25 protein-coding genes and 1 tRNA gene are annotated in these 25,713 nt (G+C 58.1%); 19 read left to right on the top strand and 7 right to left on the bottom strand.

What is annotated here, in order from left to right; all coding sequences use genetic code 11:
• Positions 1 to 267: 267 nt before the first annotated feature.
• The 5 genes from AC1RQB_RS15215 (at position 268) to AC1RQB_RS15195 (ending at position 4,696) form a co-directional block, all read left to right on the top strand.
• Complete coding sequence (locus AC1RQB_RS15215) at positions 268 to 501, top strand: hypothetical protein (protein ID WP_008073014.1); 234 nt, start codon at positions 268 to 270, stop codon at positions 499 to 501.
• A 215-nt stretch (positions 502 to 716) separates the two neighbouring features.
• A complete protein-coding gene (locus tag AC1RQB_RS15210) occupies positions 717 to 1,058 on the top strand; it encodes a ribonuclease E inhibitor RraB (protein ID WP_007902188.1) in 342 nt (113 codons plus the stop codon).
• Positions 1,059 to 1,517: 459 nt separating this feature from the next.
• The gene (locus AC1RQB_RS15205) at positions 1,518 to 2,927 is read left to right on the top strand and encodes a circularly permuted type 2 ATP-grasp protein (protein ID WP_007902187.1); all 1,410 of its coding nucleotides are present in this window, start codon (positions 1,518 to 1,520) and stop codon (positions 2,925 to 2,927) included.
• Between the two features lie 12 nt (positions 2,928 to 2,939).
• Complete coding sequence (locus AC1RQB_RS15200; RefSeq protein WP_008005631.1) at positions 2,940 to 3,890, top strand: alpha-E domain-containing protein; 951 nt, start codon at positions 2,940 to 2,942, stop codon at positions 3,888 to 3,890.
• Positions 3,887 to 4,696 (top strand): transglutaminase family protein, encoded by an 810-nt coding sequence (locus tag AC1RQB_RS15195; RefSeq protein WP_008005629.1) that lies wholly within the window; start codon positions 3,887 to 3,889, stop codon positions 4,694 to 4,696. Before AC1RQB_RS15200 ends, AC1RQB_RS15195 begins: the two co-directional genes overlap by 4 nt.
• Positions 4,697 to 4,836: 140 nt before the next feature.
• Here the strand turns inward: AC1RQB_RS15195 and AC1RQB_RS15190 are convergent, their stop codons facing one another.
• Complete coding sequence (locus AC1RQB_RS15190) at positions 4,837 to 5,658, bottom strand: c-type cytochrome (RefSeq protein WP_063343934.1); 822 nt, start codon at positions 5,656 to 5,658, stop codon at positions 4,837 to 4,839.
• A 646-nt stretch (positions 5,659 to 6,304) separates the two neighbouring features.
• Between AC1RQB_RS15190 and AC1RQB_RS15185 the strand changes: the two genes are divergently transcribed.
• From AC1RQB_RS15185 to AC1RQB_RS15175, 3 genes are all read left to right on the top strand, one after another.
• Positions 6,305 to 7,510, top strand: coding sequence for an acetyl-CoA C-acetyltransferase (locus tag AC1RQB_RS15185; RefSeq protein WP_007902166.1), 1,206 nt, complete (start codon positions 6,305 to 6,307; stop codon positions 7,508 to 7,510).
• 24 nt (positions 7,511 to 7,534) lie between these two features.
• The gene (locus tag AC1RQB_RS15180) at positions 7,535 to 9,679 is read left to right on the top strand and encodes a 3-hydroxyacyl-CoA dehydrogenase NAD-binding domain-containing protein (protein ID WP_063342992.1); all 2,145 of its coding nucleotides are present in this window, start codon (positions 7,535 to 7,537) and stop codon (positions 9,677 to 9,679) included.
• Positions 9,680 to 9,786: 107 nt separating this feature from the next.
• Complete coding sequence (locus AC1RQB_RS15175) at positions 9,787 to 10,521, top strand: amidotransferase (RefSeq protein ID WP_008073005.1); 735 nt, start codon at positions 9,787 to 9,789, stop codon at positions 10,519 to 10,521.
• Positions 10,522 to 10,636: 115 nt separating this feature from the next.
• On the opposite strand, the gene AC1RQB_RS15170 is transcribed toward AC1RQB_RS15175, so the two are convergent.
• From AC1RQB_RS15170 to AC1RQB_RS15160, 3 genes are all read right to left on the bottom strand, one after another.
• Positions 10,637 to 11,608 (bottom strand): magnesium and cobalt transport protein CorA, encoded by a 972-nt coding sequence (locus tag AC1RQB_RS15170; protein ID WP_063342993.1) that lies wholly within the window; start codon positions 11,606 to 11,608, stop codon positions 10,637 to 10,639.
• Between the two features lie 146 nt (positions 11,609 to 11,754).
• Positions 11,755 to 12,477 (bottom strand): lysophospholipid acyltransferase family protein, encoded by a 723-nt coding sequence (locus AC1RQB_RS15165; protein WP_008073003.1) that lies wholly within the window; start codon positions 12,475 to 12,477, stop codon positions 11,755 to 11,757.
• Positions 12,478 to 12,691: 214 nt separating this feature from the next.
• Complete coding sequence (locus AC1RQB_RS15160) at positions 12,692 to 13,381, bottom strand: crotonase/enoyl-CoA hydratase family protein (protein ID WP_063342994.1); 690 nt, start codon at positions 13,379 to 13,381, stop codon at positions 12,692 to 12,694.
• 308 nt (positions 13,382 to 13,689) lie between these two features.
• Between AC1RQB_RS15160 and AC1RQB_RS15155 the strand changes: the two genes are divergently transcribed.
• The 9 genes from AC1RQB_RS15155 to AC1RQB_RS15115 all read left to right on the top strand — a co-directional run bounded on the left by AC1RQB_RS15155 (position 13,690) and on the right by AC1RQB_RS15115 (position 17,422).
• A tRNA-Ser gene (locus AC1RQB_RS15155) sits at positions 13,690 to 13,779 on the top strand.
• A gap of 333 nt (positions 13,780 to 14,112) precedes the next feature.
• A complete protein-coding gene (locus AC1RQB_RS15150; RefSeq protein WP_008073001.1) occupies positions 14,113 to 14,295 on the top strand; it encodes a hypothetical protein in 183 nt (60 codons plus the stop codon).
• A 68-nt stretch (positions 14,296 to 14,363) separates the two neighbouring features.
• Positions 14,364 to 14,684: a YbjQ family protein gene (locus AC1RQB_RS15145; RefSeq protein WP_007902143.1), complete on the top strand. Its 321-nt coding sequence runs from the start codon at positions 14,364 to 14,366 to the stop codon at positions 14,682 to 14,684.
• Positions 14,685 to 14,830: 146 nt separating this feature from the next.
• Positions 14,831 to 15,025, top strand: a complete 195-nt coding sequence (locus AC1RQB_RS15140; RefSeq protein WP_008072999.1) for a hypothetical protein — start codon at positions 14,831 to 14,833, stop codon at positions 15,023 to 15,025.
• Between the two features lie 339 nt (positions 15,026 to 15,364).
• Positions 15,365 to 15,730 (top strand): glycine zipper domain-containing protein, encoded by a 366-nt coding sequence (locus AC1RQB_RS15135; RefSeq protein WP_063342995.1) that lies wholly within the window; start codon positions 15,365 to 15,367, stop codon positions 15,728 to 15,730.
• Between the two features lie 187 nt (positions 15,731 to 15,917).
• Positions 15,918 to 16,343 carry a glycine zipper domain-containing protein gene (locus AC1RQB_RS15130; RefSeq protein WP_008072997.1) on the top strand — a complete coding sequence of 142 codons (426 nt, stop codon included), beginning with the start codon at positions 15,918 to 15,920 and terminating at the stop codon, positions 16,341 to 16,343.
• A gap of 126 nt (positions 16,344 to 16,469) precedes the next feature.
• Positions 16,470 to 16,640, top strand: a complete 171-nt coding sequence (locus tag AC1RQB_RS15125) for a hypothetical protein (RefSeq protein ID WP_007902135.1) — start codon at positions 16,470 to 16,472, stop codon at positions 16,638 to 16,640.
• 108 nt (positions 16,641 to 16,748) lie between these two features.
• Positions 16,749 to 16,973: a hypothetical protein gene (locus AC1RQB_RS15120; RefSeq protein ID WP_063342996.1), complete on the top strand. Its 225-nt coding sequence runs from the start codon at positions 16,749 to 16,751 to the stop codon at positions 16,971 to 16,973.
• Between the two features lie 101 nt (positions 16,974 to 17,074).
• Positions 17,075 to 17,422 (top strand): hypothetical protein, encoded by a 348-nt coding sequence (locus tag AC1RQB_RS15115; protein WP_081235297.1) that lies wholly within the window; start codon positions 17,075 to 17,077, stop codon positions 17,420 to 17,422.
• Positions 17,423 to 17,460: 38 nt separating this feature from the next.
• Here AC1RQB_RS15115 and AC1RQB_RS15110 read toward each other — a convergent pair whose 3' ends face one another.
• On the bottom strand, positions 17,461 to 17,856 hold the full coding sequence (locus AC1RQB_RS15110; protein ID WP_063342997.1) for a hypothetical protein: 396 nt from the start codon (positions 17,854 to 17,856) through the stop codon (positions 17,461 to 17,463).
• The gene (locus AC1RQB_RS15105) at positions 17,853 to 22,730 is read right to left on the bottom strand and encodes an RHS repeat-associated core domain-containing protein (protein ID WP_063342998.1); all 4,878 of its coding nucleotides are present in this window, start codon (positions 22,728 to 22,730) and stop codon (positions 17,853 to 17,855) included. The genes AC1RQB_RS15110 and AC1RQB_RS15105 overlap by 4 nt, the downstream gene beginning before the upstream one ends.
• Before the next feature lie 263 nt (positions 22,731 to 22,993).
• On the opposite strand from AC1RQB_RS15105, the gene AC1RQB_RS15100 reads away from it, so the two are divergent.
• Entirely contained in the window at positions 22,994 to 23,689 is a 696-nt protein-coding gene (locus AC1RQB_RS15100; RefSeq protein WP_063342999.1) for an HAD-IA family hydrolase, read from the top strand.
• 111 nt (positions 23,690 to 23,800) lie between these two features.
• On the opposite strand, the gene AC1RQB_RS15095 is transcribed toward AC1RQB_RS15100, so the two are convergent.
• Positions 23,801 to 24,547, bottom strand: a complete 747-nt coding sequence (locus tag AC1RQB_RS15095; protein WP_008074135.1) for a 3-oxoacyl-ACP reductase family protein — start codon at positions 24,545 to 24,547, stop codon at positions 23,801 to 23,803.
• Between the two features lie 124 nt (positions 24,548 to 24,671).
• Here AC1RQB_RS15095 and AC1RQB_RS15090 point away from each other — a divergent pair, with 124 nt between their 5' ends.
• Entirely contained in the window at positions 24,672 to 25,598 is a 927-nt protein-coding gene (locus AC1RQB_RS15090; protein WP_063343000.1) for a LysR family transcriptional regulator, read from the top strand.
• Positions 25,599 to 25,713 lie beyond the last annotated feature (115 nt).

The following is a 25,713-nucleotide window of genomic DNA, read 5'->3' as shown; positions in this document are numbered from 1 at the left end:
CCCCCCCCCCCCCCCCCCCCCCCCCCCCCCCCCCCCCCCCCCCCCCCCCCCCCCCCCCCCCCCCCCGCTCCCACAAGATTAGGTCGAGCCATAACGTGAGGTTCGACCTGTCATGTTCAGTCAATCCACATGTCGACTTCGCGAGCAAGCTCCCACAGGTTCTGTGTTTTTTTTCATGCCGACATGCGGTAATCCGTTGAACGATCAGTCAGGGGTAAAGTCCAGATAGAAGTAAGCCCATCCATGGGTTTTATCGAGGAGGCACCGATGCAAAAGTGGAAAATCACTTTCGTGGATGATCACGGTGAAACAGTGGACGAACTCTTCGAGTGCGAGGAATGCCCGAATAGCGAGCAAGCCGCCAAACTCATTCGCGCCCGACGCCTGCCGATCGCTGCCGAACTGGATCTCAATGATCTGGAGGGTCGTACCGATGATCCGACCGTCAAAAGTCTGAAATCCCAGAACAGCATTGAAATCATCAGTATTACCCCGATCTGATACACCTCTTGTCACATTCACACCCAGACCTTGGCAGCAGCTCTATCTTGGGGCTACTCTGCAAGCGAGATCAGCGAATGACTCGCTAAGGTCTGGTCTTGTCAGCTACATGCTTGTTTCCCGTCGGCAACCTCTGTTGCCGTATCGCTCTCACCAATCGGTTGAAAGTGCAGGGAATACGGAAAGTCTATCCATCAGTCTGAGGGGGACGTTTCATGAGCACAGCCTATCAAGAAGACATCAGCAGCAGCGTGCTGCGCCGCATGAAAGAAGGCGGTTTCGACTTTTCACGATTCCATCCCATCGAGTTCTACGCCATTTTCCCGGACGAGGAGCGGGCACGCAGGGCGGCAGGTCATTTTTGTGGTGAATCCTTGAATGCCCAGATCAGCGTGCGCGATGACGGCGCGTGGCATCTGGAACTGAGCAAAGTGATGTACGCCACCTACGACGGGATCGGCGACTTTGAGCAGGACTTCGAGGCGGTGGTCGAGCCTCTGGGCGGTATCATCGAAGGATGGGGCGTCAAGCAGGAGGTACGAGGGCTACTCGCATAACTTTATGAACAGTGACAACACTCAGCAACGGCTGACCTTTGGGTTGGCCGTTTTCGTTTGTGGGGAAGATCAAGAGATCGCAGCCTCGTTTCACTCGACAGCTCCTACAGGTGAAACGAGGCTGCGATCTTTTGATCTGGGTTTTTGATTCATAACGTTTCAAAAAAACAAAAAAAACCGCCTGAGCAGGCGGTTAAAGGGAAGTTTCGGTCAGGTTTTCCAGCGAATGCGCCGATTATCCGCATCGCCCCCCGGGCAGTGAAATCAACTCTGGCTATGCTGCTGATAGGCGACAGCATTGCTTCGCCATGAAGCGGGGGCGATCAGGTTGGGGCATTTACCGCACAGGATTGGTGCGGTGCGTGCAGCGTCATTATCCAACTGATTGATATCAAAGCGTTTATGCCGATGGCACGGGCCTTGCGAAGGCCTGGATGTCCGGGTGACAAGGAGTACGGCATGATCCGCACCTATTTTGATGAGATGTACGATGCCGGCGGCCAGGTCCGCCCGCATTATCGGGAGTTTGCCCGTTGGCTGGCCGAAACGCCTGACGAGCTTTTGGCACAACGGCGACGCGAGGCTGATCTGTTATTTCATCGTGCCGGGATTACCTTCACGCTCTATGGTGATGAGCAAGGGACAGAGCGCCTGATTCCCTTCGACACCATTCCCCGCAGTATCCCCGCCAGTGAATGGCGGGTCGTCGAGCGCGGCTGCATTCAGCGGGTCAAGGCATTGAACATGTTCCTTGCCGACCTCTATCACGAGCAGCGCATCATCAAGGCCGGCATCATCCCGGCCGAGCAAGTGCTGGCCAACGAGCAATACCAGTTGGCGATGCAAGGGCTGGATCTGCACCGCGATATCTATTCGCACATTTCCGGCGTCGACCTGGTACGCGATGGCGACGGCACGTACTACGTGCTCGAAGACAATCTTCGTACCCCCAGCGGCGTGAGCTACATGCTCGAAGATCGCAAGATGATGATGCGATTGTTCCCCGAATTGTTCGCAGCCCAGCGCATCGCGCCGATCGACCACTATCCGAACCTGTTGCTCGATACCTTGAAAAGTTCCAGCCCGATCGACAACCCGAGCGTGGTGGTACTGACGCCGGGGCGTTTCAACAGCGCGTTTTTCGAGCATGCGTTTCTGGCCCGGGAAATGGGTGTCGAACTGGTGGAAGGTGCGGACCTGTTCGTGCGTGATGACAAGGTGTTCATGCGCACCACGGACGGGCCGAAAGCCGTCGACGTGATCTATCGTCGCCTCGACGATGCCTTCCTCGATCCGTTGGCGTTCAACCCGGACTCGATGCTTGGCGTTCCAGGGCTGTTGTCGTCCTACCGTTCCGGCAACGTGGTGCTGGCGAATGCCATCGGCACCGGGGTCGCGGATGACAAGTCGGTGTACCCCTTCGTCACGGACATGATTCGTTTCTACCTGGATGAAGAGCCGATCCTGAAGAACGTGCCGACATGGCAGTGTCGTAATCCCTCTGAGCTGTCCCACGTGCTGGCCAATCTTCCAGAGCTGGTGGTCAAGGAAACCCAGGGCTCCGGTGGTTACGGAATGCTGGTGGGGCCGGCGGCGACGGCGGCGGAAATCGAATCTTTCCGCGAGCGGATCAAAGCCAAGCCCCACGCGTACATCGCCCAACCGACGTTGTCTTTATCGACCTGTCCGACCTTTGTCGAAAACGGCATCGCTCCACGCCATATCGACCTGCGTCCGTTTGTATTGTCTGGCCGCGAAACCCGGGTTGTGCCCGGCGGTTTGACCCGTGTCGCCTTGCGCGAAGGCTCCCTGGTGGTGAATTCCTCCCAGGGTGGCGGAACCAAGGACACCTGGGTGGTCGAGGATTGAAGGAAGCCTGCCATGTTAAGTAGAACTGCCTCGGATCTGTATTGGATGTCGCGTTACCTGGAACGGGCGGAAAACCTCGCACGGATGCTCGACATCAGTTATTCGCTGTCACTGATGCCTCAGGACGGTCGTGGCGATGGCTTGCACGAACTCGCCATGCCGTTGCTGATCACCGGCACTCTGGACGATTATCTGGAGCGTCACGGCAATCTGCATGCCGAACGACTGCTGCATTTCTTCGCTTTGGATGCGGCCAACCCGGCGAGCATCTACAGCTGCCTCGGTGCCGCGCGAGCCAGCGCCCATGCGGTGCGTGGGCGAATCACCGCCGACATGTGGGAAAACATCAACGCCACCTGGCTGGAGATTCGCGGGATCGCCGAGCAGGGCTTGAGTCGCTACGGCATGAGCCGTTTCTGTGAGTGGATCAAGGAACGTTCCCACCTGTTCCGCGGCGCGTCCTACGGCACCATCATGCGTAATGACGCGTTTCGGTTCATTCGTCTGGGCACCTTTATCGAAAGGGCTGACAACACCTTGCGCCTGCTCGACGCCCGTTACGAAATGGCCGGCGATCAGGCCGAAGCGGTCCGCGACGGCACGGCTCACGCCTATTACCAGTGGAGCGCGTTGCTGCGGGCCTTGTCGTCGTTCGAGGCCTATACCGAGATCTATCGCGACGCTCCCGGCGCCCGGCATGTGGCCGAGTTGTTGCTGCTGCGCGCCGACGTGCCGCGCTCCCTGCGGGCCTGCACCGAAGAAATCGACCAGATCCTCGCCAGCCTGCCGGGGGCCAACGGCCGTCCTGCCCAGCGTTTGGCCGCGGAAATGGATGCGCGCCTGCGCTACACCGGTATCAACGAAATTCTCGACGAAGGCCTGCACGCCTGGCTGACCGAGTTCATCCCGCTGGTGCGCCAGTTGGGCAACGCCATACACAGTTCCTACCTGGAGGCTGCATGAGACTTTCCATTAGCCACGAGACCACCTATCACTACGAAGATCAGGTGCGGGCGAGCATCCAGTACCTGCGACTGACCCCACACGACAGCGAGCGCCAACACGTGCTCAGCTGGCAGCTCGACCTGCCACGCCCGGTGCGTGCGCAACTCGATCCGTTCGGCAACATTCTGCATGTGCTGACCCTGGACGAACCCCACGAGGCAATCATTATCGGCGCCCGAGGGCAGGTGGACATCGACGAACTGCGCGAAGCCGAGCATGAAAGCCAGTCGGCGCTGCCGTTCCTGCGCTTCACGCGCCTGACCGAAGCCGACGAAGCGCTGCGTGCATTCGCCGAGAAGGCCTGCAAACAACGCCGGGATCGTACGGCGCTGATCGATTTGATGCATGGCCTGAACCAGCACATGACCTACACGCCGGGTTCAACGGAAGTAGACACCAGCGCCGCCCAGGCTTTCGCCGGGCGTTCCGGGGTCTGCCAGGACCACACCCATGCGTTTCTCGCCTGCGCTCGCAGCCTGGGCATTCCCTCGCGTTATGTGTCGGGGTATTTGTACAGTGAGAATAGCGAACACCTGGCCAGTCACGCCTGGGCTGAAGCCTGGCTGGATGACGCCTGGTACAGCTTCGACGTGACCAACGAACTGGCCCGCCCGGAGCGTCACCTGAAACTGGCCGTGGGGCTGGATTACCTCGACGCCTGTCCGGTGCGCGGCATGCGCCGTGGCGGTGGGGGGGAGCAGATGCATGCGAAGGTGTTTGTCTCGCCGACGCCTGCGCCGGTGATTTCGGTGCAACAGCAGTAACCTACCACCGATCGTTCCCACGCTCTGCGTGGGAATGCCTCCACGGACGCTCCGCGTTCGGCTTTGGATGTGACGCAGAGCGTCACGGGCTGCATTCCCACGCGGAGCGTGGGAACGATCACTGACAGGGAGGGATGTCTTCAGGGCTTCACCTTGCGCCCCGCCATGTGCTTCAAATACCCCACCAATAACTCCAGATCCCCCTCCGGCAACACGGTCGTCGCGAACGCCGGCATCTTCGCCTGTGGCCACTGACGCAAGCTCTGCGGATCACGAATGTAGCGCTTGAGGAAATCCGCGCCGAAGTACTCGGTCGGGTTGAACGGAATATTCAGGTCCGGCCCGAACTGCGCATCCCCCGCGCCATTCAATCGATGACACGCCAGGCAGTTCTTCTGAAACAGCGCAAAGCCCTTGTTCACCGGATCGTCCGCCTTCAGCGCAGGATCGGGCAGCAGGGCAGGGAAGCGCTCGGCCACCGGGGCCATGCGCTTGATGCTCGCTACTTCGAACGGCCATTGCTCGGGGCTGATATTGCCCGTTTGCGGATCGGTCCAGACCAGGTAAAACGGCCCCGCACTGGGCTTGCCCTCTGACAACGGTGGCCACGGCCTGGCCGGGTCTTCAATCGCCAGCCAGGCCCGCGCGCCTTGGGTATTGAGCAACGGTGCGGCGGCCAGTTCGGCGGCAAAACCGTCCAGGGCAACGGCTTGCAGATGATCCTCAGGCTTGATGCCCGTCAACAACGCCGCCAACGGCACGGCACGGTAGCTCATGTCCCGTTTGTAGGAAACGTCGTTGGTGATCGTGATGGTCTGAACCTGAGGATGCTTGAGCAATTGCTCGGTCTGCCAGGTGCGAGAACTTGCGCCCAGCTCCAGATTCAGCTGTGCGGCAGACAGAGGCATGCTGAGCAGCAAGGCCCCAAACACAATGAGCGCTTTCAAGTGATCGCCGTCCATGTCGTGGATGTGCCGCAAAGGTTGGCACAGCCACGACGGCTCGAATAGCGAGCCAATCACATTTTTATCAGGCGAAATGAAAACCCTGATGCTCGATCAGCCGATCACCTTGGTCAGGTTCGGCAAAATCAACAACAGCGTAGTGGCAAATAGAATGAGCCCGGCTTGACGAACTTTCGAATGCTTGAACATGGCTTGACCGCCTTTTTTGTTATTTCCTGGTGCCTGCCTGCATATCCATGACGGCAGAGCGTTGCACTTCCTGTAGGGCGACGAGTGCCTCGGCAAAACCCGACGACAACTTCGTACAGGTTTACCTTAGGGTCCGCGTCAGGCTTGACTTAGATCCATTTCGTATGGAATTAGCACTCATCGCTGCAAAAAAGGCATGAGGCTTATGGCCAGCTTCTTGGGCGCCCGTTTGCTAGACAGCTTGGTGATGGGAATCGGTTTATCCGGTAGCAGACTACCGTTCGTCTGAGCGTGAGCGTCAACGTCAATGAGCACTGTGGTCATTGAATCCACGGCTGCTCGGCATAAGGTGAGGGCATAAAGATCAGGGTCACACGGTCTCCTGCAGGAGCCGCCGAAGACTGCGATCTTTTGATCTTTTGATCTTCATTCACCATCAGGTTTCGAGGACGTCATGACCCAGGCTTTGATATTCGACGCGTTACGCACGCCCCGTGGTAAAGGCAAGGCCAATGGCGCCTTGCACAGCGTCAAGCCAGTGAATCTGGTGGCCGGATTGTTGACGGCGCTGCAGCAGCGCACGTCCTTGGACACCAGTCAGGTCGATGATGTGGTGCTCGGCTGCGTGACGCCCATCGGCGATCAGGGTTCTGACATCGCCAAGACCGCCACGCAGGTGGCCGATTGGGACGTCAGCGTGGCCGGTATGCAGCTCAATCGCTTCTGCGCGTCGGGGCTGGAAGCGGTGAACCTCGGCGCGATGAAAGTGCGTTCCGGCTTCGAAGACCTGGTGGTGGTCGGTGGCGTCGAGTCGATGTCCCGCGTGCCCATGGGCAGCGATGGCGGGGCTTGGGCGCTGGACCCGGAAACCAATTTGCACAACCACTTCACGCCCCAGGGCGTGGGTGCGGACCTGATCGCCACGATTGAAGGTTTCAGCCGTCAGGACGTCGATGCCTTCGCCTTGCACTCCCAGCAGAAGGCAGCGCGGGCGCGGGCGAATGGTTCATTCAACAAGTCGCTGGTGCCGGTGCAGGACCAGAACGGCATCATCCTGCTCGATCACGATGAGTTCATTCGTGCCGACTCAACGATGGAAGGCCTGGGCAAGCTCAAGCCGAGCTTCGAAATGATCGGGCAAATGGGCTTCGACGCCACCGCATTGCGGGTTTACAGCCAGGTGGAGCGGATTAACCACGTTCATACGCCGGGCAACAGCTCCGGGATCGTCGATGGCGCGGCGCTGATGCTGATCGGCTCCGAAGCGAAGGGCCGGGCGCTGGGCTTGCAGCCCCGAGCGCGAATTGTTGCCACGGCGGTCACCAGCACCGATCCGACCATCATGCTCACCGGCCCCGCGCCGGCGACCCGCAAGGCGCTGGCCAAGGCCGGGCTACGGGTCGAAGACATCGACCTGTTCGAAGTCAACGAAGCGTTCGCCTCGGTGGTGCTCAAGTTCATCAAGGACATGGCCATCGACCCGGACAAGGTCAACGTCAACGGCGGCTCCATCGCCATGGGCCACCCGCTCGGCGCCACCGGCTGCGCGATTCTCGGCACGCTGCTCGATGAACTGGAAGCCCGGCGCCTGCGCTATGGCCTGGCGACATTGTGTGTCGGCGGCGGCATGGGCATTGCCACCATCATCGAACGCCTCTGAGCCCTGACTTCAAGGAACATTGCCATGACCCAAGCCATCCGTTACGAAAAGGGCCAGGATCAAATCGTTGTCCTGACCATCGATATGCCGGGCCAGAGTGCCAACACCATGAACGCGGTCTACCGCGACGCCATGGCCACCTGCGTCGCCCGATTGGTCGCTGAAAAGGACGCCATTGCCGGCGTCATCATCACTTCGGCCAAGAAAACCTTCTTCGCCGGCGGCGACCTCAATGAACTGATCAAAGTCGGCAAACCCGAAGCCAAAGCCTTTTACGACATGGTGCTGATCCTCAAGGGTCAACTGCGTACCCTGGAAACCCTCGGAAAACCGGTGGTCGCCGCCATTAACGGTGCGGCGCTTGGTGGTGGTTGGGAAATCTGCCTGGCGTGCCACCATCGCGTGGTGCTGGACGATCCGTCGGTGCTGCTGGGCCTGCCGGAAGTCACTCTTGGCCTGCTGCCGGGCGGCGGCGGGGTAGTGCGCATGGTCCGCATGCTGGGCATCGAAAAAGCTCTGCCGTATTTGCTTGAAGGCAAGAAAATCCGCCCGCAACAGGCGTTGCAGGCGCGGTTGATCGACGAGTTGGCCGCCGATCGCGATGAACTGATGGCCAAGGCGCGGGCGTGGATTGTCGATCACCCGGTCGCTGTGCAGCGCTGGGACGTGAAGGGTTATCAGATTCCTGGCGGCACGCCGTCGGATCCCAAGCTCGCGCCGATGCTTGCTATCACGCCATCGATTCTGCGCAGCAAAACCCAGGGCTGCCTGCCCGCGCCGGAGAAAATCCTCTGTGCTGCGGTGGAAGGCGCTCAAGTGGATTTCGACACGGCGCACCTGATCGAAACCCGCTACTTCACCGAGCTGACCACCGGCCAGGTGTCGAAAAACCTCATTGGCACGTTCTGGTTTCAGCTCAATGAAATCAATGCCGGCGGCTCTCGGCCCCAAGGCATAGCGCCTTACGTGACGAAGAAAGTCGGCGTGCTCGGTGCCGGGATGATGGGCGCGGGCATCGCGTTTGTCAGCGCATTGGCCGGCATCGACGTGGTACTCAAAGACATCAATCTCGCCGCGGCAGAGAAGGGCAAGGCGCACTCGGCGGCGTTGCTGGACAAGAAGGTTGCGCGTGGTCAGTTAACTCGTGAGCAGCGCGAGGAAATTCTGGCGCGAATCCATGCCACCGAAAACGATGCGGATCTGGCCGGTTGCGATTTGGTCATTGAAGCGGTGTTTGAAGATCGCGAACTGAAGACCAAGGTCTCATCAGCCGCGCAAGCCGTCGTCGGGCCGGATGCGGTTATCGCCTCCAACACCTCGACCTTGCCGATCAGCGGCCTGGCCATCGCCGTGCCGGACCAGACGAAATTTATCGGCCTGCATTTCTTCAGTCCCGTGGAGAAAATGCCGTTGGTGGAAATCATCAAGGGCGTCCATACCAGCGACGAAACCCTGGCTCGCGGTTTCGATTTCGTCCTGCAAATCAAGAAAACGCCGATTGTGGTCAACGACAGTCGCGGCTTCTTTACCTCGCGGGTGTTCGGCACCTTCACCAACGAAGGCATCGCCATGCTCGGCGAAGGCGTGAGCGCGCCGATGATCGAGACCGAAGCGCGCAAGGCCGGTATGCCCGTCGGACCTCTGGCGATCTCCGACGAAGTTTCCCTCAGCCTCATGAGCCATATCCGCGAGCAAACAGCGAAAGACCTGCGAGCAGAAGGGAAAACCCTGATTGAGCACCCGGCATTCGCCGTGATTGACTTGTTGCTCAAGGAATACAAGCGTCCGGGTAAGGCCGCTGGAGGTGGTTTCTACGATTACCCGGCCACAGGGCAGAAGCATTTGTGGCCTGAGCTGAAAAGCCGTTTCGAGAAAGCCGATGGGCAGATTTCGCCGCAGGACATACGCGATCGACTGCTGTTCGTCCAAGCTATCGAAACCGTGCGCTGCATGGAAGAGGGCGTGCTGACCTCGACGGCGGATGCCAACGTCGGCTCGATCTTCGGCATCGGCTTCGCGGCATGGACCGGCGGTGCGCTGCAGTTCATCAATCAGTACGGCGTGAAAGACTTCGTCGCCCGCGCCCAGTACCTGGCCGAGCAGTACGGCGAGCGCTTCACTCCACCTGCACTGCTGTTGGAGAAAGCCGCCAAAAACGCGTTGTTCTAAGGGGCGTTCTAAGGGACCGATGACGCGTTCCGGGGCTTGCCTTGCCCCCGTGTTTCAAGGCAGGCTCTGGGGTGTGCATTATTCCCATCATGTGTCAGGTATTTTTTATGTCGTTACGCATCTGCATTCTGGAAACCGACATCCTGCGTCCGGAACTGGTCGATCAATATCAGGGTTACGGGCAGATGTTCCAGCGTCTGTTTTCGCAGCAACCCATCGCTGCCGAGTTCACCGTGTACAACGTGATGCAGGGCGATTATCCCAGCGATGACCTGACCTTTGATGCGTATCTGGTTACCGGCAGCAAGGCCGATTCCTTCGGCACCGACCCGTGGATTCAAACCCTCAAGACGTACCTGCTGAAACGTTATGAGCGCGGCGACAAACTGCTGGGCGTGTGCTTCGGCCATCAACTGCTGGCGCTGCTGTTGGGTGGCAAGAGCGAGCGGGCGACCCAAGGCTGGGGTGTCGGCACCCACAAATACAAACTCGCTGCCAAGGCGCCGTGGATGAGCCCGGTGAGGGAAGAACTGACGCTGCTGATCAGTCATCAGGATCAGGTCACGGCGCTGCCGGAAAACGCTACGGTCATCGCTTCGAGCGATTTCTGCCCGTTCGCCGCGTACCACATCAACGATCAAGTGCTGTGCTTCCAGGGGCATCCGGAGTTCATTCACGATTACTCACGGGCGTTGCTGGATATTCGTCAGGAAGCGCTGGGCGAGCAGATTTATTCGAAAGGTATGGCCAGTCTTGAACACGAGCATCACGGCACTACCGTCGCAGAGTGGATGATGCGGTTTGTGGCGCATAAGCCTGAGGGTGAGGCGGTTAAACGCTAAAAGCTTCGCGAGCAAGCCCGCTCCCACATTGGATCTTCGTCGTGACACAGATCCAATGTGGGAGCGGGCTTGCTCGCGAATGGGGGCAGTCGGTTCTTACTGAAAGCCCACGGTCTTACAACCACCCCGACCGCTTGAAGCTCGTCCACAAACCGACGCACCCAACGGTGATAAATCCCAATACCCCGAAATACCCGTAATGCCAACTCAACTCCGGCATGTTCTCGAAGTTCATCCCGTAGATCCCGGCCACCGCCGTCGGGAACGCCAGAATCGCCGCCCACGCTGCAAACTTGCGCTGCACCAAACTCTGGCGTGACGCCTCCAGCAATACCCCGACCTCGATGGTCTGGCTGGCAATGTCCGCCAGGGTCGTCAGGTCTTCCATCTGCCGCGTGACATGAATCTGCACATCACGGAAATACGGGCGCATGTTCTTGTCGATGAACGGAAAGCTCAGCTTTTGCAGTTCCTCACCGATCTCCACCATCGGTGCCGCATACCGGCGCAAGCGCAATACATCGCGGCGCAGGCTATGGAGTTTCTGGATGTCATGCTCGTTCAAGGAGCTGTGCATGACGTTGTGTTCCAGCTCATCGATCTCGGCATGGATCGCTTCACCCACGGGCTGATAGTTTTCAATCACGAAGTCGAGGATGGCATAGAGTACGAAATCTTCCCCGTGCTCCAGCAGCAGCGGCCGCGCCTCACAACGCTGTCGGACATAGGCGTAGGACGCTGAATGACCATTGCGTGCGGTAATGATGTAGCCTTTTCCGGCGAAGATATGAGTCTCGATGAACTCCAGTTTTCCTTCCTTGCGGACCGGCGAATACGTCACGATAAACAGCGCGTCGCCGAACGTTTCCAGCTTCGGTCGGCTGTGTTTTTCCAAGGCGTCTTCGATGGCCAGTTCATGCAGGTTGAACTGACGTTGCAGATTGAACAGCTCTTCGGCGTTCGGCTCTTCCAGACCAATCCAGACAAAGTGGCCAGGCTTGGCTGCCCAGGCAGCGCCTTCGTCGAGCGTGATATTAATGACCTTCTTACCGGCACTGTAAACCGCAGCAGCAACGACTCTACCCATGATTTTGATTCACTTCTTATCAGCGCTTTGTATTAGCAAAAATGCAGTGGCAAGCAGAATTCAGCTTAACCTTGTCTGCTGCTTCAGAGTCAGCGAAATCTGTAGAGTTCGCAGGCAAAAGAAAACCCGCACAGGGCGGGTTTCATTCAGGCAGCCTGTAGTTGCCGATCCATCGAGTCGATGCATTCGCGCATCTGCTCGCGGCATTGGGCGATCAGCATCGGCATGTCATCCAGACTCAATCCAGCCGTAGGAATCGCCGGCAGCGAACGGATCAGAATCTTCCCACTGCGCCAGCGGTTCAATCGCATGTGTTTGACGTAACTGCTGACACACACCGGAACAATCGGCACGCCCGCGGCAATCGCCATCTGGAATGCACCTTTTTTGAACGGCAGCAGCTCTTCGCCGAGGTTGCGCGTGCCTTCGGGGAAAACCCAGATCGAGGTGTCTTCATGCTGCAAGGTGCGAGTCGTGGTCAGCATCGACTGGCGTGCCTTGTGCGCATTGCCGCGGTCGATCAACACATTGCCGGCCAGCCAGAACAACTGCCCGAATAAAGGCACCCACTTCAGGCTCTTCTTGCCAATGCACACGGTGCGGCGGGGCACCACGTTGCCGAACACAAACAGATCGTAGTTGGACTGGTGGTTGGCAATGATCACGCAGCTGTCAGGCTTATCCATTAATGGCCCGACGTCGGCCTTCACCCGCAAACGCAGAATGCACATCGCCGGCCACGCGTATAAACGTGCGCATAAACGGCTGTTATCCGGATTGAACGGCCGGCACAGACCGAGAATCACCCCAAGCATGCCGGCCAGAATAAAGTGCAAGCCCATCAATAACATACGAAACACAAACAGCATTTAAAGGGCCCACCGGGACAAAAGGTGGCGCAGTGTACGGATGTGCACTGTTTTCGGCAATTGCCGCTATAGAAGTGGGAGATAGCCGATGTTTGAGCGCATGTTTCCGACTTATGGGTCAGATGCGGTTTAGAGCGGTTGTAAGGTTTTAAACCAAGCGGGCAAGAAAAAGCCCGACACGACGGTCGGGCTTTTCGGTACAGCGCGTTCGGGCTTAACCCATATGCTCCTGATCCAGGATGATCGCGTTGTCCAGCGTCTCCAGCAACGCCTTGCGCACTTTCAGCTTGGTGTTTTTATGGGCAGTCATGTTGAGCTTCTTCAACTGACGAGCCGCCGCCAGCGCTGCGCCTTGCAGCTCTTCGGCCGACACCACCACATCAAGGAAGCCGGCATCCACAGCACTCTGCGGATTGAACATCTCGGCATTAATCACCGCACGATGAAACGCCGACTTGCGCAGACGATCACGCGCCAGTTCGATACCGGCGTGGTGCATGGTCATGCCGATCTGCACTTCGTTCAGGCCAATGCTGAACGGGCCATCGACACCAATGCGGTAGTCAGCCGACAACAGAATAAACGCACCCTTGGCCACCGCGTGCCCAGGGCACGCCACGACCACCGGGAACGGGTGCGACAGCAGGCGACGAGCCAGCGTCGAACCGGCAGCCACCAGTGCAATCGCCTCTTTAGGGCCGGCCGTCATCACCTTCAAGTCATAACCACCCGAAAAAATGCCCGGCTGACTGGTAATGATCACCACCGCCCGATCCGCCACCGCCCGATCCAGCGCAGCGTTAAACGCAACAATCACATCCGGTGAGATGGCATTGACCTTGCCATTGCTCAAGGTCAGGGTCGCGATACCGTCTTCGAGATGGTAGGAAATCAACTCACTCATGACGCCAATCCTTCTAATAAAGTAGGGCAGACGTTACCCACCGCCGTAGGCCAGGTAAAGCGCCGTGACTGACCGTCCGGTCACCCTTTTCCCCGCCCGGCAAGCGTTGCCGGCCACGCCAGCCGCGCATTCCCCTCTATATAGAAGAGGGCGCGAAGCCGGAGATTGGCGGGTTTGCCATGGCACGGCACCCAGCGGAACGACTAAATCGCTAACCGCATGAAAATTCTGCAAAAAAAGTTTGCCATCAGAAAAGCTTTCGACTACATTAGCGCGCCTCGACAGACAGAACATGTTTGACGAGATACGGTGAAGTGTCCGAGTGGCTTAAGGAGCACGCCTGGAAAGTGTGTATACAGGAAACTGTATCGAGAGTTCGAATCTCTCCTTCACCGCCAAATTCGATGTAACCAAAACCCCTGATTTCGAAAGAAGTCAGGGGTTTTGTGGTTTCTGGTGTCTGGATTTCATGCCTCGCGACGGAATTGCCCCGGATGTATCAGCCAAGACGCATCCGAAAATGATGTAGGACAAGTGCCAAGCGTGTGGGAAGTAATGCTGGAAAGCCAGGCGGTTAGGTGCTTCCATTGGTTCCAGCACCTCATCTGGGCCATCTTGGGAAGGGGTATTTGTTTTGCTCATCCAAAGTGCAAAATGAATCAAAGGGCAGCGCTAATGACGCCACCCCCATTATCCAGAAGGGACATTCGCACGTTATGCAGGAAATGACCATGAAACAGGCGGAGCTGGAAAAGGTTCATGTGGAGATCGTCAAACTGATCGCTGAACAGCGCAAGCTGAACGCCGAGGCCGGCAAGATGACCCGTGAAACTTTTTGGTATCCAGTGGCGGTTGCTACTGGGTTGATTGGTACGGTAGCTACCGTTACTGCTGTGATGATCAAGCTGCTCTAGGCGAGCTTTTTGTGTTCATCATTTCCGCGCTGGGGAATGATGCGTGCCTCTATGAAAAAGGAAATCTCATGATCACCACCACAACCCACACCATCGAAGGCCGGCAAATCACCGCATACCTGGACATCGTCAGCGCCGAGTCGGTGCAGGGCGTCAACGTGATCCGCGATCTATTTGCTGGTATGCGGGATTTTTTCGGTGGGCGCTCTCAAACGTTGGAGCGAGCATTGAAAGATGCGCGGATTCAGGCGACCGACGAGATCAAGGAGCGGGCGCGAGCGCTTCAGGCGGATGCGGTGGTAGGGCTCGACTATGAGATCAGCATGCCGGCCGGTAAAGGTGGAATGGTGGTGGTGTTTGTGACGGGGACGGCGGTCAAGCTGAGGTAGGACGCCGCGCTGGCCATTCGTCGGGCATGTAACAATCTGAATCACAAGTCCGGGAATGACCGGCTAGTCTCAAAATCCTGGGTGGTCGATATTTTTCAGGCAAATAGGGCTTGCCGGTACCGACCCGTTTTGAGAGGAGCGAAGATATGACTGAGCCGTACATCGAAGACGACGGGGCGGAGTTTCCGATCAATAATTGTGTGCAGTGTGGTCAGACGGACTATGTGCCGAGCTTCGGTGAAGACCGTATCAAAATCAACAAAATCAAATCTACGGTACCTCGAACTCGAGGGCCGAAATCGAAATTCATGCCCAAGCTGGGTGCGCCTTCCCGGAAGTAAACAGTGACTCGTACGAACCCCGCCATTGAGCGGGGTTTCTTGTTTTTGAAGGGAAAAAAGCGTGCTTGGAGGCAATGCGGGGAAATGTCCTACAGTCATGCAGGTTTTTTCACAAACTTTTCACACCTGCCTACGTAGTCTCAGCTCATCCGTTAGAAAGCAGTACCCTGGCCCGTCTCCCCAGCGGGCTTTTTTTTGCCTGTCATAAAACCTTTTCTATAAATGCTGTCCAACCGTCGCCAATGACGAGGTTGTTCCGTGTTTGTGTCTGGACTTTGCCTCCTCTAAAGCATTCAATCTCCGGCCTTTCGGTTTCCCCCTTTTTTTGAGGTTCTCGTTATGCGTTTGACACTGCCTGCTCTGGTTCTGGGCCTTTTGGTTGCTCAAGGTGCGATGGCTGCCGGTGATGGTACTGCTGCGCTCGGTGGTGGTCTGGGTGGCGCGCTGGGTAATGTGGTCGGTCAGAAAATGGGCGGCAGCACAGGTGCAGCGATTGGTGCCGGCGTAGCGGGCGCAGCTGGCAGCGCGGTTGCAGCACGCAAAGGCAGCCGCACCAAAGCGGCCATCGGCGGCGGTGTCGGCGCGGCGGGGGGGTCGTTGATCGGCAACAGTTTGGGCGGCAAGACTGGCTCCACCATCGGTGCCGGCCTGGGCGGTGCATTGGGCGGCGGTGTGGGCAGCAATCTGTCCAAAAAAGGCCACTGATCCTGAGGTGATCCGCTGAAGAAGCCCGGCTCAATGCCGGGCTTCTTCGTTTTGGAACGTTTCTACAGTATGTGGCTCAAAGTTCTTACAGTCGGTATCTGATTCGCTGTTCTACAGACGCAGATGCCAGACTGATGCCTATCCGCGGCACGATCTTCCCCCGATGCGGAAATTAGAGGTTCATATCATGCGTTTGACATTGTCCACGGTGGTTTTAGGACTTTTGATTGCTCAGGGTGCGATGGCTGCCGACGACGGCACTGCGGCAGTGGGCGGTGGTCTTGGCGGCGCGTTGGGTAACGTGGTCGGCGGTCAACTAGGCGGCAGCACAGGAGCAGCGGTTGGCGCTGGCGTCGGCGGTGCGGCAGGCAGCGCGGTCGGTGCGCGCAAGGGCAGTCGAACAGAAGCGGCTGTTGGCGGCGGTATCGGCGCGGCAGGCGGTTCGGTGATCGGCAATAGTCTGGGCGGCTCCACCGGTTCGACCATTGGCGCTGGCGTGGGCGGTGCAGCCGGTGGCGCGGTGGGCAGCAACCTGGGTAACGACAACGACAGTTCGCATTCCGGCGGTGGCAAACACAAGCACAAACATAAAAATAAGTACAAGCATCACTAACTCGATATCGAGTGACAAGAAACCCGGCCCCCGCGCCGGGTTTTTCGTTTGTGTCACCAGGACTCTGGAACGTTTGCCCGTAGGACGCCTCGAACTAATACACCCCTGAACGTTGTGAGGCATGTCATGACTCCGGAAACAGAAGGCATGGAAGATGAAGGTCCGATCAATGATCCTGGAAACGAAGATCCGGGGTCTCTGATGGACGACGCTACCGTGCCGCTCAACGATGCCGATGACGCAGGCGATGTGGGCAATTGTGAATACGACGAATACGACGAGGAAGACGACGAGTGATCGTGCTTTACGGTCAGGCCGACCGATCGTCCTTCTGATCGAACCACATCGATCATGTTCTCCTCGAAATGTCAGGATCTGCTTTTCAGGTCCATTGAGAGGTGCGTTATGAACGCTGATCCAAAAGACTCCGATATCGACGACGATACCCCCGAATATCCGCTGCCTTCACCCACCGACTCCCTGAGTCGCGATCAGCGCCCGCCCGACGATGACGACACCGGCGTGGAGCAGGTGCCCACCGATACCGATGATGTGAAGCGCGGGGATGTGGAAGCCCATCCCGATGACCCGGACATTGCCGGTGACGATCTATCGGGAGAACCGAGCTGAAACCAACGCAGCGATCCATCGCCGCTCGTCGATTGCGCGGCGTCTTTAAAAAGCGACCGCTGCCAGACATCAGGTAAAGCACTCTTTAAAGGAGGTGCGCCATGATCAGGTCAAAACTGACGACCCTGACGGTGGTTGGCTTATTGTCGATCAGTTCATTGGCGGCGTTTGCTCAATCTTCTGGCCGCGATGCGCCGATCGACAAGGGCGGGATGCCGCCATACTCGGAAATGAATGCGGGCGCCTCGGATGGGAAGGTGTCGCCACCGGACACCATTGGTGGTGGGAATGGTGGTGATGCCAGCGGGAGTAGCACCAGCCCGGGGGAGGGAAGTGGGTCGATGAGCGGTGGAAGTTCGATGGGGAGTGGTTCTGGAAGTGGGTCTGGAGAATCAGGTGGTTCTGAGAGTGGTGGGACGGATAGGACAGATGGTGGTACTGGAGGTTAGAGATCCTTAAGCCCGGACGTGAGCCGGGCTTTTGATGATTAGAACTTTTCTGATTCAATCCAACATCTATAGAAAGATTGCTGTTCATTTGGATCATTTGTTAGGTTGTTGTCATCATAATCAAAAATATAAACTACATCGTTGAGTGACGAGGCTTTACCCAATGTCAATTCATATGCTTTCAACCCAAGAGACATTTGTGATGACATACTGGAAGGATGTACGTTGATTTTTGATCCCTTGCAGAGAAATTGTATGTTGGGGTTGTCCTCTCGAACACGTGCGAAGCATCTATAAAAGTCACTGTCCGAATATGTTTTGTTAAAGCCATTTTTCATTGTGAAAGTTATGGTTACGTCTTTGTTATCGCATATAAGGTTGGCGATTTCCTTTGTGCCGTCAATGCTTATGGTTATTTCAACCTTGGATATCATTTTTTTATTATCCTATACGGATTTGGTATGGAGTAACCGAGCTCTCTGCCATCATCAATGATCAGGGTGGCGCCAAGTACGTCGGAATTTTCTATTCGGTTAGCTATGGCAATCTCTTTTTCTGCTCCGAAAAGGTAGGCTTGTCCAAGCTCTTTCTGCAAATCATATCCATCTATTTTTTGAAGAGTATAGAGGTAACCTACTTTTGTGTGATAACCGGTCGCGAAAAGTTTGCCAACATCTCGCGACGGCGACGTGCTGATGAAATTACTGGGTGGGTTTTCACTATCTATAGAGTGGAGCAATAGATCATTACTTTTCCCTTTGCTTTTAAAACCGTTTTGAAATACATCATTAGGCTCTCGTTCATCTCCGCGGTATAAGTAATCCTCTTCTTTTTTAGGTGAAGGAGTTGTTGGCTCCCCCTCATCAACCCCCACCTTACCCGCCGGATTCTCATCCCCAAACGACGGCTTCTTACACCCATCCCCTCCAGGACACTCACTCAACCCCAACGGATCAACCCAGCCCGTCGGATTGCGCGTGTATTGATACCCGTTTAACCCTCCCGCCAACTTGCTCGGGTCCGGCGTCAGATACCGCCCCACGTCCGGATTGTAGTACCGGTGGCGGTTGTAATGCAGACCGGTTTCCGCGTCGAAATACTGGCCTTGAAAGCGCAGCGGTTGATCGAGGACCTGATGGGTATCGCGGTTGAGGCGGGTGAGGCGGCCATAGGCGGTGTATCGGGCGGCCCAGATGATGTCGCCGCTGTAGTCGGTGAGTTCTTGCGGTGTGCCGAGGTGGTCGAGTTGGTAGTAGAACGGGCAGGCCTGGCGCGGGCCTTTGCCGTCGAGCATGGCCAGTGGGCGGAAGCTGCCCGGTTCGTAGATATAGCTGCGATGGTGATCCTGGCTGTGTTCGGCGACGAGGTGGTCGCCTTGCCAGAAGAATTCAGTGGTTTTGCCCTCGACGGTTTTGCTGATGCGGCGGCCGAAGGCGTCGTAGCGATAACTCACGCAACGACTGTCCGTCAACATGACCCCGATCAGTCGGTGCTGGCCGTCGTAGCGGTACTCGGTAACGAGTTTTTGCGCGGTGCCGCGACGTTCGCGGATCAGATTGCCGAAGGCGTCGTAATCGAAGTGGCAGTCGCCCAGCATCAACAGGCGGTTGCCTTTGACGGTGGCCGGGCCGGGCCGGTCCTGCATCAACAAGTTGCTGGCCGGGTCGTGGGCGAAGCTTTCCGGTAGCTGGTCACGGGAATGGCGGACGCGGATCAGTCGATCGAGCGAGTCGTACTGATAGCTGCGCTGGCCATGGCGGGTGTCGGCAATATGGTCAAGATTGCCGTTGGCGCTGTAGGCATAATCGCGACGGTAGAGCGCTTGTTGCTGTTGGCTGACAGCATGCGCTTTCAGTCGGCCCTGATCGTCGTAGGAGTATTCGCTGGTGAGCTGACCTTGTTGACGTTGCTGCTCGCGGCCGAATGCAAACTGATGGCGGGTGAGTCGTGTGCCATTGAGGTCAATGGCCGTCAGCGCGCCACCCTTGGCGTGGTGGTAATCGAGTTTGCTGTTGTCTGGCAGACGCAGGTGGTTAAGTCGGCCGCACGCGTCGTAGCGATAACGCAATGTGCCCCAACTTTGATGCTCGGTGATCAGCCTGTCCTGGGCGTCGTATTCGAACTCCAGCGGATGGTCGTGGCCGTCATCGACACTGACCAGTCGGCCGAGGCGGTCATAGCGGTACTTGACCTTTACGCCATCGGGCAGGGTCTTGACCAACAGACGTCCAGCCGAGTCCCGCTGATAGCCGGTGATCAGCTGCGAGTCGTCATCACCGAACTCGGTTTTCTCAAGCAGGTGGCCGTTAAGATCGTAGCTGTAAGCGGTGCGGCGGCCGTCGAAGCCGGTTTCTTGTCGGATCAATCCGCCGGGCGTGTAGTCCAGGCGATAGTGTTCGCCGGCTTCGTTTTCGATCTCTGTGAGCAGCCGCTGCGCGTTATCGTAGCGATAACGCAGTTGCGTGCCATCGGGATTAATGCGGCGGCTGACCAGGTGCAGATCGTCGGCATATTCATAGCGGGTGACGCGGCCCAGTTCATCGCGCTCGGCGGTGATCTTGCCATAGGCGTTGTAACTGAAGGCGCGGCTGGCGCCGGTGGGAAGTGTCGCCTGAACCAGTCGCCCGACGGCATCCCATTGGTACTGAGTGAGGGCACCGTGTTCGTCCTGACGGGTCGTCTGTCGGCCTAGCGCATCGTAGGAAAAGCGCCGCTGACTACCGTCCGGCAAGGTCTCTTCGAGTAGTTGTCCCAGCCCGTTCCAGATGAAGACATGCCGGCTGTTGTCCGGGAAGCGGATCGACAGCAAACGCCCCTGAGCGTCGTGCTGATAGTGAGTGACCTGGCCGTCCGGATCGGTGGCTTCGGTGACGTCGCCCTGGGCATTGCGCTGGTATTTCCACGCCGCTTGGCCGCGATAGCATGCATGCAGGAAACCATTGCGGTATTCGTAGGATGTTGGCTCGTCTTGCGGCGGAACCAGCGTGACCAACCGCCCGACGTCATCGTAACGGTATTCAGTGACCGCCCCGAGCGGATCCTGCTCGGCTACCAACCGGCCATTGTCGTCGTAGGCCTTAAGGTGTTCGCCGCCATCCAGCTCGACCCGGCGCACCAGCCGCGCCCGATCATCGTGGACATAAACCTCTTCGCTGCCATCGATGTTCTGGACGGTGACGCTGCCCTGGTCGTCCCAGACATAACGTGTGTCCATCTGGGAAAACGACGCCCAATGCCGCACGCATCGCGCGGCCTTGCCGGACTTTTCCCACTCCCAGAAGAAACTCGCGCCACCGGCCAGTTGACGCTGCAGAATCACATGCTGGTCGTCGTAATCGTAACGCTCGCTTTCACCAGCGGCATTGGTCGCTTCGATCAAGCGTTGGCTGGCGTCGTAGCGATAGAAAACCAGCATCTGCTCTGTATGCCATGCTTCAACCACGGCATCGGCGGGATGAAACGACTGATATTCAATGGCGACGAGGTGCCTGCGCTCGTAGCGCAACAGCAGGGAACGACCGGCGCCGTTATCGAGGCGTTGAATGCGATCCTGACGGTCGCGAGTGATGTGGAGGCGGTTGTTGTAGGCGTCGCTGATCGCCGTCAAGCGACCCTCTCGAAAGTGATAGAACCGGCTCGTCTCGCCGGCCAACGCGAGAATCAACTCTTGCGACTCATTCCCAAGGTAAATCGCTGCCCGCGACAGGCTGTTATGAATCGCCGGGCGCTCGACGCTCGGCAACGGAAAGGTGGTGCGACGGTTTTCATGGTCGATCCAGACGACCTGTTCATCGTCCAGCTCCAACCGCTGTGCCAGCGAATGGCTCCAGCCCCAGCCCAGCCCGCAATCGACCTCCGCCGCGCTGGTGCGGTACAACCGGGTAAAGGCAAACGGTAGCAGCCCGTCCAGCGAACCATCGGTCAGGGTCAGCAGCTCTTCACCGGTGACCATCGACACCGGGCAGCCGTTGGTGCAGGTCAGTGCCGCGCAATCGGAGCTGTCGCCGTTGGGGTTTTTCGCCTGACTCGGTTCATCGTCGTGAGGTTCGTGACGGCCCAGCCGGGTCATGGCCGCGGACTTGTCGCGAGCAATGGCGACTGGATTGTTCACCTGTACAACCGGTGAGTCGCCGGCGCTGATCTGTAGCGGAACCGTTGGTGCAGGTTTCAGCGATGCATTTCGCGCGCTGACCACGAGCGGTTTGAGCGCGCCAGCGTGGGCTGTGAGGTCAGATTTGGCCGTCAGTTCGGCCAGTCGCAAGCTGGCCGCCGCCAACCACTGTCGCGCCTGCCGGGACTTGATCTTGTCCAGTACTTTGGCGCTCATGCCGAGCTTCAGGCCCGTAGGGCCGGTGAGGCGCACCAGCAGGAAACTGATCAATAGTTCTGTACGAATTTGCGCCACGACTTCGGCGATGTACTGCGGCGGCAGCATCCTCAGCCAACTGGTAAAGGCCGCGAGATGGATGAACATCAACGGTTCATCGCTCAACATCAGCAACACATTGGCGATGGCTTCAGCCGAGGCATTCAGCAACGTCTCAAGCTCGCCTTGGGTCAGGTACTCAAGGAGTTTTTCGCTGTTGGTTTGCAGGTCGGCCAGAAGGGCGTAGACCTGCTTCACGTCATCCCACAAACCCTGCAGCGAACGCTCGAAGCCGCGCCAGTCGGCCTGTTGCAGCAGGCCGTAGCGCTGAGTGAAGGTTGCCTCGGAGAAACCTGCCCATAAAGGCTCGAATTCGCTCGACCATTCATTGCGCAACCAGTCTTCCAGCTCGCCGATCACGCCTTGATAGGAGGCATAGAGTGCTTTGACGTGATCCGCGGAAACATTGGGAAAGAAGGTGATGCGATAACGCTGGCCGCGCCAGCAGTCGGGGATTTCGAGGATGCCGCTGGGGCCGATGGTTTCGTGAACGGGCTCACCGAACGTCAGTTCACCATTACGCTGCGAGATAACCGGTTCGAGCATCACCGGCGTATCGCCGATCGGCACGAAACGCGCGGCCTCAAACATATGAACCAGGGTCAACGGACCGCTGGCAGGGCACATGGCGAGCGTTGAACTGACAGGGGTAGTGGAGTCCTTCGGTGCGCTGAGCCGGACTTCGTTGCCGACCTTGAACACCTGCTCGACATCCAGTGCCCCACCAGTCCAGAAGTTTTCCGCCCAGGCCTCGTAGTCGTTGAGGCAGAGTCGAAAATCACCGAGCAACGCTTCGATGTCCGGCTGCTCGGGGTTCATGGCGGCGACCACCAGCAAGCCGATGGCATTGTTCAAGGCCAGGACCTTGTCAGGTTCGAACATTCGCAGTCCCTCGCGCTGATTAATCTGGAGCGCAAGACTTTGCGGGGGATCAACGAGGAAAGAAGTCGGGAAAAGAGGTGTTTGGTGTAGGGGAAGTCGCTAAATCATCGTGGGCGTCCTCGACACAGTTTTTTGTGTCCGCCAGGCATTGCCCGTTGCTCTCTGCCAACCGCGCTCGCTATGCTGCTGAACCCTTTAATCCATCACGACCCCGGCGTGCCTTAGCCGCTCCTGGGATGTCATGAGAAAACGGATCAGATGCGATGAATGCACCCTTGGATGAGTTCGGCCCGATCAAGGCCGTGATATTCGACATGGACGGCTTGCTGCTGGACACCGAGGGTATTTACACCGAGGTCACGTCCATTATTGCCGGGCGTTATGGCCGGACCTTCGACTGGAGCGTCAAACAGAACATCATCGGTCGTGGCGCGGGTGATCTGGCGCGCTATGTGGTCGAGGCGCTGGACCTGCCAATTACAGCCGAAGAGTTTCTGGTGATCCGCGAACCGCTGATGCGCGAGCGTTTTCCGACGGCGCTGGCGATGCCTGGCGCAGAGGAGCTGGTTAGGCACTTGAAGGCCAACAACATTCCTATTGCGGTGGGCACCAGTTCTTCACGTCAGTCGTTCGGCGAGAAAACCACCTTGCACCGTGAGTGGTTCGCGCTGTTCGATTTCATCGTCACCGCTGACGACCCGGAAGTGGGCGCGGCCAAACCGGCGCCGGATATCTTCCTGACGGCGGCGCGGCGCCTGGGTGTCGCACCCGGGGATTGCCTGGTGTTCGAGGATTCGCCGTTCGGTGTCACGGCGGCGAAAGCGGCGGGGATGACGGCGATTGCGATCCCGGATGCGGCGATGGCCGACGAAAAGTACGCACACGCCGATGGCATTCTTCGTACGTTGAAGGCGTTCAAGCCCGGTGCATGTGGCCTGCCGGCACTTGAGTGGGCTTGACACCTATCTGATGTGGGAGCGGGCTTGCTCGCGAAGAGGGAGTGTCAGGCAACATCAATGTCGACTGATACGACGCCTTCGCGAGCAAGCCCGCTCCCACAGTGACCTGCATCAGGCGCCGAAACCACCGTCGATGGTCAGGCTGGCACCGGTGATGTAGCCGGCTTCGGGGCCAACAAGATAAGCGACGAAGCTGGCGATTTCTTCCACTCTTCCGTAACGACCCACGGCCATCAGCGGGATCAGGCTTTCAGCGAAGTCGCCGCTGGCGGGGTTCATGTCGGTGTCGACCGGGCCTGGTTGCACGTTGTTGATGGTGATACCCCGTGGGCCGAGGTCGCGGGCCAGGCCTTTGGTCAAGCCGACCAGCGCCGATTTGCTCATGGCGTACGGGCCACCACCGGCGAAAGGCATGCGCTCGGCATTGGTGCTGCCAATGTTGACGATGCGACCGCCTTCGGTCATGTGTTTGGCGGCTTCCTGAGTGGCGATGAACACACTGCGCACATTGATCGCCAGGGTCTGGTCGAAGTCTTCGAGTTTGAAGTCTTCCAGCGACGCGACGGCCAGAACGCCTGCGTTGTTGACCAGGATGTCCAGGCGACCGAAGGCTTCGACGGTGACCTTAACAGCATTGCGAATCGCGACGGCATCGGCGCTGTCGGCCTTGATGGCCAGGGCGTTGCCACCGGCGCTGGTGATGCTGTTTTGCAACTCTTCGGCTTTGGCGGTAGAGCTGACGTAAGTGAAGGCGACGGTAGCGCCTTCGGCGGCCAGGCGTTTGACGATGGCAGCACCGATACCGCGTGAACCGCCTTGAATCAGAGCTACTTTACCGCTGAGGTGTTGAGTGGTCATGTCGATCTCCAGAAATTCAAGGCGGGCTGCCTTGTTGTTGGAGTCGAGTATCGGCTTCGCACTACTTCGCGGGTAGACCGTCATTGCTATAGTCTGTGTAAACCAGAAGTTTATAGTGAGGCTTATGGAAACCTTCAGCAGTATCGAATGCTTCGTGCGTAGCGCCGAGGTTGGCAGCTTCGCCGAAGCGGCGCGGCGCTTGAGCCTGACGCCGGCGGCGGTGGGCAAGAGCGTTGCCAAGCTGGAGGCGCGACTGGGTGTGCGGCTTTTCCAGCGCAGCACGCGCAGCTTGACGCTGACTGAGGCCGGTCAGCTGTTTCTCGGCGAAGTCAGCGCCAGCCTGCACACGATCCAGAATGCCGTGGCCAACCTGGCCAGCGCCGAAGGACGTCCCGCCGGCACATTGAAAGTCAGCATGGGCACAGTGTTCGGGTGTTTGTACATCGTGCCGTTGCTGGGCGAGTTTCTGCAGCGCTTTCCGGCGATCAACCCGGACTGGCATTTCGATAACCGCCAGGTCGACCTGATCGGCCAGGGATTCGATGCGGCGATTGGTGGCGGATTCGAACTGCCCCAAGGGGTGGTGGCGCGCAAGCTGACGCCCGCCCATCGGGTGTTGGTGGCTTCAGCCGAGTACCTCGCGAAATACGAGGCGCTCGTCGAGCCTGACGACCTCAAATACCACGACGGCATCTTGATACGCTCGCCGCAGACGGGACGCGTGCGTTCCTGGCAGTTGACCAGTCGCGCCCGGCAACACAGTCCGCTAACGCTCAAGGCGCGGATGACCATGAGCGATTCGGAAGCCGCCTGCGCCACGGCGGCTCAGGGGTTGGGTATTGCATTGGTGAGCATGCCGTTTGCCGTGGGTTATCTGGATGCGGGGACGTTGCAGCGGGTGTTGCCTGACTGGTACGTCGATGACGGCAACATCTCCATCTATTACGCCGAACACAAACTGCTACCGGGCAAGACCCGGGCGTTTGTCGATTTCATCATTGAGCAGTTTGCGGAGCAGGGGTTGGGGCAGCGGTTCAGTGCGGTTTTGTGAGCGATCGTGCTGATCGAACTCTTACCTCCAGCGTAAACGTCATCGCTTTTATCGGAGGTAAGAGCTAGATCAACAGCACATTATTGAAGCTTCAGTGGTAACGACATTACCCCTG

This window comes from Pseudomonas sp. GW822-FHT02E03 (assembly GCF_058802325.1).
Note: the sequence above shows the minus strand (reverse complement) of the source record. Positions and strands in the feature narration are given on the sequence as shown.